Origin of the sequence: Pseudorhodoplanes sp. (assembly GCF_046289595.1) — a bacterium.
GTDB lineage: Bacteria > Pseudomonadota > Alphaproteobacteria > Rhizobiales > Xanthobacteraceae > Pseudorhodoplanes.
In genome coordinates, this window is record NZ_JBKBVB010000168.1 from 1 (window position 1) to 7,003 (window position 7,003).

Below are 7,003 nucleotides of genomic sequence, written 5' to 3' on the forward strand. Positions count from 1 at the left end.
ATCTCCGACCGCCTGCTGGCATAGGTGATGCCGTGAACGACCCTGCCCTGACCGGATCGCACAATTATTTCGAGGACTTCACACCCGGCCTTGTGATCCGCCACAGCCGGGGCAAGACAGTGGAGAACCTGGAGAACGTGTTCATCACCAATCTGGTAATGAACACGGCCGACGGCCATTTCAACGAGCATTTGATGAGCGGGACGCCGTTCGGGACCCGGATCGTGTTCGGCGGCGTCACCGCCTCGATCGTGATCGGCCTTGCGGCGCAGGACACCGCCGAGAATGCGCTCGCCGAATTGTCGATCACCGGCCTGCGGCTGAAGCATCCGGTTGTGCATGGCGATACGCTCTATGCCTTCAGCGAGGTTCTCGGCACGGAGGAGGCAGAGCGTCCCGATGCCGGGATCGTGCGCTTCCGCCATACCGGCCTCAATCAGGACGACAGGATTGTGTTCGAGGCCGAGCGCCGCGTACTGATCCGCAAGCGGCCCCTCTCCACTCGTCATGGCCGGGCCTGACCCGCAACGTGAAGCACCCGCTCGCTAACCCCGCGGCAGCACCACGCTCTTGCCGCTGATGCTCCGGTTCATCATGTCGCGCAGCGCATCGGCGGCGCGGTCGAGCGGATAGGTCTTGCCCGGCAGCGGACGCAGCAGACCGTCGCGATACAGCGCCAGCGCCTCGTTCAGCACCTTCCGGCCGAACTGCGAATCGCGTTCGAGTTCCGCGCCCCAGAGCGAGCTGATCACCGAAATGTTCTTCACCAGCACGATATTGGCTGGAATCTGCTGCCAGCTGCCCGATGCAAAGCCGACGATCAGCATGCGGGCATGCCAGCCGACGGCACGCATCGCCTGATCGAAGGCCGTCCCGCCGACCGGATCGAACACCACGTCGACCCCCTTGCCACCGGTGAAGGCGAGCACATTGTCGCGCACGCTGTCCCGCGCATAGTCGATGCAGCAATCGGCGCCATACGAGGCAGCAAGCGCGAGCTTTTCAGGCGTCGAGGCGCAGGCGACGACGCGCGCGCCGAGCGCCTTGCCGACCTGGATCGCGGCAAGTCCCACACCGCCGGCAGCGCCGTTGACCAGCAGGGTTTCTCCGGGCTGCAGCAGGCCGCGATACTTGAGTGCGAAAAAGGCCGTCCCGAAACCGATGATGAAGCCGGCCGCAGCTTCGAATCCGAGATTGTCCGGAATCGGAAACACCTTGTCCGCCGGACCGACATAGTCCTCGGCAAAACCGCCGCCCTGCCGCGCCGAGGCCATGACCCGATCGCCCGCCGCGCAGCCGGTGACGCCGTCGCCAACCTCCAGCACGATGCCGGCAAGCTCGTGGCCCGGGATATGCGGCAGCTTCGGCCTGAACTGATACTTGCCGGCGACGATCAGCGTGTCGGTGAAGTTCACGGCGCTGGCCTCGACGCGGATGCGCACCTCGCCCGGCCCGGCCGGCCGTGTTTCGACCTCCTCGACGGCGAGCACGTCGGGTCCGCCCCATTGATGGCAACGCACAGCTTTCATCTGACATGCACCTGCTGACACACCTGCCGGTCTGCGGGAAGCTGCGCTCAATCGAGCCGCGATGCGTTCGGCGAGGCAGGCCGCGTCCCGATCACATTGTCGCGCATCAGCTCATCGATTTCGCTATCGCTCAGCCCAAGCCGCTCACGCAAGACGTCGCCGGTATGCTGGCCGAGATCGGGGGCGGCACACCGCACCTCGATCGGTCGTTCGGGAAAATGCAGCGGGAAGCCCTTGACGATGTCGCCTGCGGGCGATGTCGCAAGCGGCCGGATCGCGTCATTCGCGAGGCGTTGCGCATAGGCCAAGGCGCCCTGCCCGTCGAGCACGGGCGCTGCGGCAACGCCGATTCCGTCCAGCAGCGCGCAGACGGTCTCCACGTCCCGCTCGCTCATCCACGTCGTCAGCAATGCCTTGCACGATCCGGCATCCGCCGCGGCTGGTTTCTCGTCCGCAGCGCTCACCGCCAGGACGGCGGCCCATTGCTGCGCATCCTTGATGCTGACCGCGACCCAGCCGTCCTTCGCCGCGAACGCATCTTGCAGGAAATAGTCCGGCGAGGCGTTGCCGAGACAGGGCGCAACGTCGCCGGCCGCCAGCACCTGCTCCCCGAGCAGGAAGGTCGCAAGCTCGCGCTGCGAAATGTCGAGATGCGCGCCGGTTCCAGTGCGTAACGTGGAACGCAGCGCCGCAATGATCGCCGCGGCCGCGAATACGGAGCCGACCTGATCGGGGTAGTTCAGGTCCATGCCGGTAACGAGCGGCATCCCGTCCTCGTAGGCAGTCAAGGCGGCAAGACCGGACATCGCTTCGAGCGTCGAGCCGAAGGAGATGGTATCGGCGTCGGGGCCGTCCTCGCCCTGACTGGACACCGATGCCAGAACGAGGCCCGGATTGGCCGCGCGCAGCGCGTCATAGCCGATGCCGAGTCTGCGCATCACGCCGCGCCGGAAATTCTCGATCACCACATCGGACTGCCGGCACAAGGCCAGAAACACGTCGCGGCCGCGGGGCGCCTTGAGGTCGAGACAGATGGCGCGCTTGTTGCGGTTGGTGGACTTGAAGGCGTCAGACTTGTTCCACCAGCCTTCGGCGCGGCTGGTGCCGGGCGTGCCACGGAACGGATCGAGATAGGTCGGCGATTCCACCTTGATTACGTCGGCGCCGAGATCGGCGAGGATCGCCGAGGTGCTGGCGCCGGCGGTGAGGATGCCGAGATCGATCACGCGGATGCCGGACAATGGTCCGGACCCGCCGGCCCGCCTGCCGCGCCGCGCCGGGCCTGCCGCGTCTGCCTGCGCCGCCACAACCACCGGCGGCCGCAGGAAAGGCGCGGCGCTTCCGTTTCCGGCAGCCGGAGCGAAGAAGTTGCGCGTACGATATTGCGGATCGTCGCGCAATTCAGCCGGAGTCCAGACCGGCCCGAAGGCGAGGCCAAAGGCCTTAGAAGCAGCCGCGATGTCGCGCCGCGTATGGTGCGCGGTCCACGCTTCAAGACCACGCTCCAGTTCGTTCAGCGTGTCGCGATCGGTCCAGCCGCGCGCGGCGGCCAAGGCCTGCATCTGCGGGTCGCCGGTCATTTTGGCAATCTGCGGCCAGTCGCGATCGAAATAAATGAGCGCAACATGGCCGTCTGCGCATGGGGCGGTACGCCACTTGCCGCGCTCCGCATTGCGGCGCGGCACCGCGCGGCCCTGTGCGGCGGCGGCAAGCGACTTCCAGTTGATCCAGAATGCGGTGCCAAGCGCCGAAACATCGGCGCGAGCCAGTTGCGGATCGTGCAGCAGCGCTGCCATCGCCAGAAAGCCGGATAGCCCGGTGGAGTACGCAATCTGATGGCCGCCAATCATCAGCGGGCGCGCATCGGATCGTCCCACGATATCCAACAGGCCGCTGCGGGCGGCGATGGTGAATTCGCTCGCCGCCCGACTTGCAGCTTCCGCGTTCGCTGCCTCCTCGGAAAACACCACGTCCTTGCAAAGCGCCGCCAGCATTCCCCGATGCGCCGGTTCGTCATGCGCATAACGCATCCTGATGTGAACGCCGCGATCCGCATACGGGCCTAAATTTGTGGGCGCCGAATTGCTCGACAGCTGTTTGCCGGCGCATAGAAAGTTGCGCAGGGCATCGCGATGCGCTGTCGCCAAGACGGCGTCCGGATCTGCGGGAAAATCGCCAAGGGGGTCGGCATCGCAACACACGCGGATCACCCGCGCACCGAAATCCGCGGCGAGGCGTCCGGCAAGTCCGATCGCGAGAACTGCCCAGAACGGCGTCGCCGCCGCGATCTCTTCGGTCACGATGACGTCTTGCAAAGCATCTGCGACGGATTTCACGATCGGTATTCCGTGCGGCCACATCGCGACCGCACCCGTTTGATGAGCAGCTACGCAAAGGCGGGGCAGCGAGGCTCGCGCTATTGCGCCTCAATTCCGGCCTCTTTGATGGCGTCCTTCCAGAACACCAAGTCCTTGCGGACTTTGTCGTTGAAAGCGGAGACCGATTCCGGCGTCGGAACAACACCGATGCGATCGAGCTTCTGCTTCACCTCCGGAAGAGCGAGCACCTTATTGATCGCCGCGTTCAAGCGTTCGACGATCGGCTTGGGCGTCGCGGCCGCGGTAAAGACGCCGACCCAGGACGTCACCTCCACACCAGGCACGGTCTCGTTGATGGTCGGAACATCGGGCAGCTGCTTGATCCGTGCGGGCTCGGCCAGCGCGATGAGCTTCATCTGCTTGCCTTCGACATATGGCAGGATGCCGGCCAGTGTTCCATAGCTCATCGTGATGTGACCGCCGAGTGCGCTCTGCAGCGCGGGTCCGGCTCCCTGGAACGGCACCGGCTGGATATTGATCCCGGCCTTCTTGTTCAGCAGAGCGCCGGCAATGTTGTGCGCCGAACCGGGTCCGACATGCCCGAAGGTCAATTCACCTGGCTTGGCTTTCGCCGCTTCGATGATGTCCTTGACGGAATTAAAGGGCGAACTCGCCTGCACCGCGAGACCGAGATAGGTTTCGCCTATCAGCGCAACTCCCGTCAGATCCTTGGCCGGATCGATCGGGTAATTCTTGAACGTGTAGGGATTCATCACAGCGGTTGCGTTGGGCACCATCACAATGGTGTGGCCATCCGGCTGTGCGCGGGCGGCCATGCTGAAACCGATATTGCCGCCGCTGCCACCCTTGTTCTCGATGACGACCGGCTGGCCAAGCTCCTTGGCGAGGTCTCCCTCGATCACGCGCGCTGTGGTGTCGATAACCCCGCCGGGCGGGAAGGGTACAAGCAGCGTCACCGGGCGTGTCGGAAAGGCCTGAGCCGCAGCCAGTGCGGTCAAACCCAGGAACGCTGACGAAATCACAAGCGCCGATGTTGCGGTACGTACACCCTTCCTCATCACCCTCCTCCTCCCATGTTTCCGGCGCTTTACGTGCGCAAGCCACGGCCCGAATTTTTGAACTGAGCTCAGCCTAAATGACCGGACAATTATGAACAAGAGCCGCGGCGCTATTTTCGCTTCGGCCTCATTTGACCGGACATTGTAGAGCGCCGGTTGGATCGCGATCATCGAAGCTGTTTGACCACCGATGATTTACTGAATATATCTTCCTAAGATCAATGCGGCAAATGATGCTTTCGCCCATGACCATGCGCGCTTCCGTCAGATTGCGCCGCCTGCTCGCGGAAAGACGATTTTTCGAGGCTCCGGGGGTCTATGACGGCATCACGGCACTGCTGGCGCTCGAAGCTGGATTCGAGGCCACCTACCTGACCGGGTATGCGCTGCACGCCACGCTCGGCCTGCCGGACGCAGGACTTGCGACCCACACGGAGTTTGCTGACCGCATCGCAATCCTGCGGCGCTGCTGCCCGCTGCCGCTGATTGCCGACGGCGAGTCCGGGTTCGGCAGTCTCGTCAGTCTGCGACGCACAGTGCAGGATTACGAACGGGCGGGCGCCGCCGCCATCCAAATCGACGACCAGGAAGCGCCGCGCCGCTGCGGCCATCTCGACGGCAAGCGCGTGGTACCGGTTGCAGAGATGGTCCAGCGCATTCGCGTTGCTGTGGAAGCGCGCGACACCGACGGCATCATGGTCATCGCGCGCACCGACGCGCTCGCGCCGGAGGGCTTCGACGCGGCCCTGAAGCGCTGCGATGCCTATGCTGCCGCCGGTGCCGACATCCTGTTCGTTGATGCGGCGGAGACCGAGGCGCAGCTGGCGCGGCTGGCGCGGCATACCGGGCGTCCGACCATGGCGAATATGGTGCCCGGCGGAAAAACCCCGCTGCTGCCTTCCGCAACACTGGCGCAGATGGGCTTTGCCTTCGCGATCTACCCGAGCATCGCGTGGCTCGCCTCGGCCGGCGCGATCGCCGCGGTCTTCGCTGCGCTGCGGCGCGGAGAGGTCTCCGCAGCCCTGTCCGGACCGCCGCTGACTGCGGATCAAGGCCATGCGCTGGTGGGCTTTCCCGAACTGCGCGCCTTCGAAGCCCGTTACCGGCATGACACGCCGCCGGAGGGAGCATGACCGCCGCCCGGCCGCAGACCTTGCTCGACAAGCTCTGGTCGCAGCACGTGATCAAGACGCTGTCCGCCGCGGAAGATCTCATCCATGTCGACCGCTTTTTCCTGCACGATCTCTCCGGCCTGATCGCCATTCCCGATCTGCGCAAGCGCGGGCTGACCATGCTCTCGCCGCCACTGAATTTCGCGGTCACCGACCACGCGGTCTCGACCGACGAGGGCCGCGAGCACCACGTCGACGCCAAGAGCCGCCGCTATGTCTTCGAAATGCGCGACCTGATGCGCGAGGCCGGGCTGCGCCATTTCGACATCGGCGATGCCGACCAGGGCATCGTGCATGTGATCGGGCCCGAACTCGGGCTGACGCTGCCCGGCACCACATTCCTGTGCACCGACAGTCATACCTGTACCCATGGCGCACTTGGCGCCCTGGCCTTCGGCGTCGGCCAGACCGACGCGCTGCATATTCTCGCCACGCAGACGATTGTGCTGGGGAAGCCGAAATCGATGCGGCTTAGGCTCGACGGCACGCTGGCGCCGTTCGTGTCGGCCAAGGACGTGATCCTTGCCGCAATCGGACGTTTTGGCGCCGGCGCGGGCGTTGGCTTTGCGGTGGAATTCTGCGGCTCCGCCGTGCGGGCGATGCCGGTCGAGGCGCGGCTGACATTGTGCAACATGGCGGTCGAACTCGGCTCGCGCACCGGGATCATCGCTGCGGACGACACGACGTTCGATTATCTTCATGGCCGGCGCCACGCGCCCGGCGGGCCGCTATGGGAGCAGGCCGTCCGTGCCTGGCGCGACCTTCACAGCGACGACGATGCAAGCTTCGACCGAGAATTGTCGCTGAATGCCGCCGGCTTGCAGCCCCAGGTCACGTGGGGAACGAGCGTCGATCAGGTCGGACCGATCGGCGCGCGCGTCCCCGATCCCGGCACCGCACCGGAC

General features: G+C 65.1%; 6 protein-coding genes. 3 read left to right on the plus strand and 3 right to left on the minus strand.

Features of this window, described 5'->3' with window-relative positions:
- The first annotated feature begins 32 nt into the window (after positions 1-32).
- Positions 33-521 (plus strand): MaoC family dehydratase, encoded by a 489-nt coding sequence (locus tag ACK41X_RS21890; RefSeq protein ID WP_409727920.1) that lies wholly within the window; start codon positions 33-35, stop codon positions 519-521.
- A 24-nt stretch (positions 522-545) separates the two neighbouring features.
- Here ACK41X_RS21890 and ACK41X_RS21895 read toward each other — a convergent pair whose 3' ends face one another.
- The 3 genes from ACK41X_RS21895 to ACK41X_RS21905 form a co-directional block, all read right to left on the minus strand.
- A complete protein-coding gene (locus ACK41X_RS21895; protein ID WP_409727923.1) occupies positions 546-1,529 on the minus strand; it encodes an NADPH:quinone oxidoreductase family protein in 984 nt (327 codons plus the stop codon).
- A gap of 47 nt (positions 1,530-1,576) precedes the next feature.
- Positions 1,577-3,865 carry a CoA transferase gene (locus ACK41X_RS21900; RefSeq protein WP_409727926.1) on the minus strand — a complete coding sequence of 763 codons (2,289 nt, stop codon included), beginning with the start codon at positions 3,863-3,865 and terminating at the stop codon, positions 1,577-1,579.
- Between the two features lie 80 nt (positions 3,866-3,945).
- The gene (locus ACK41X_RS21905; protein ID WP_409727928.1) at positions 3,946-4,926 is read right to left on the minus strand and encodes a Bug family tripartite tricarboxylate transporter substrate binding protein; all 981 of its coding nucleotides are present in this window, start codon (positions 4,924-4,926) and stop codon (positions 3,946-3,948) included.
- A gap of 245 nt (positions 4,927-5,171) precedes the next feature.
- Here ACK41X_RS21905 and ACK41X_RS21910 point away from each other — a divergent pair, with 245 nt between their 5' ends.
- On the plus strand, positions 5,172-6,059 hold the full coding sequence (locus ACK41X_RS21910; protein WP_409727931.1) for an oxaloacetate decarboxylase: 888 nt from the start codon (positions 5,172-5,174) through the stop codon (positions 6,057-6,059).
- The coding region (locus ACK41X_RS21915) for an aconitase family protein (RefSeq protein ID WP_409727934.1) at positions 6,056-7,003 on the plus strand (948 nt) is incomplete at its 3' end. The genes ACK41X_RS21910 and ACK41X_RS21915, both read left to right, overlap by 4 nt.

Coding starts and splice junctions, on each gene's coding strand:
- ACK41X_RS21905 (WP_409727928.1), bottom strand. CDS start 4,926: ATGAGGAAGGGTGTACGTACCGCAACATCGGCGCTTGTGATTTCGTCA.
- ACK41X_RS21910 (WP_409727931.1), top strand. CDS start 5,172: ATGACCATGCGCGCTTCCGTCAGATTGCGCCGCCTGCTCGCGGAAAGA.
- ACK41X_RS21895 (WP_409727923.1), bottom strand. CDS start 1,529: ATGAAAGCTGTGCGTTGCCATCAATGGGGCGGACCCGACGTGCTCGCC.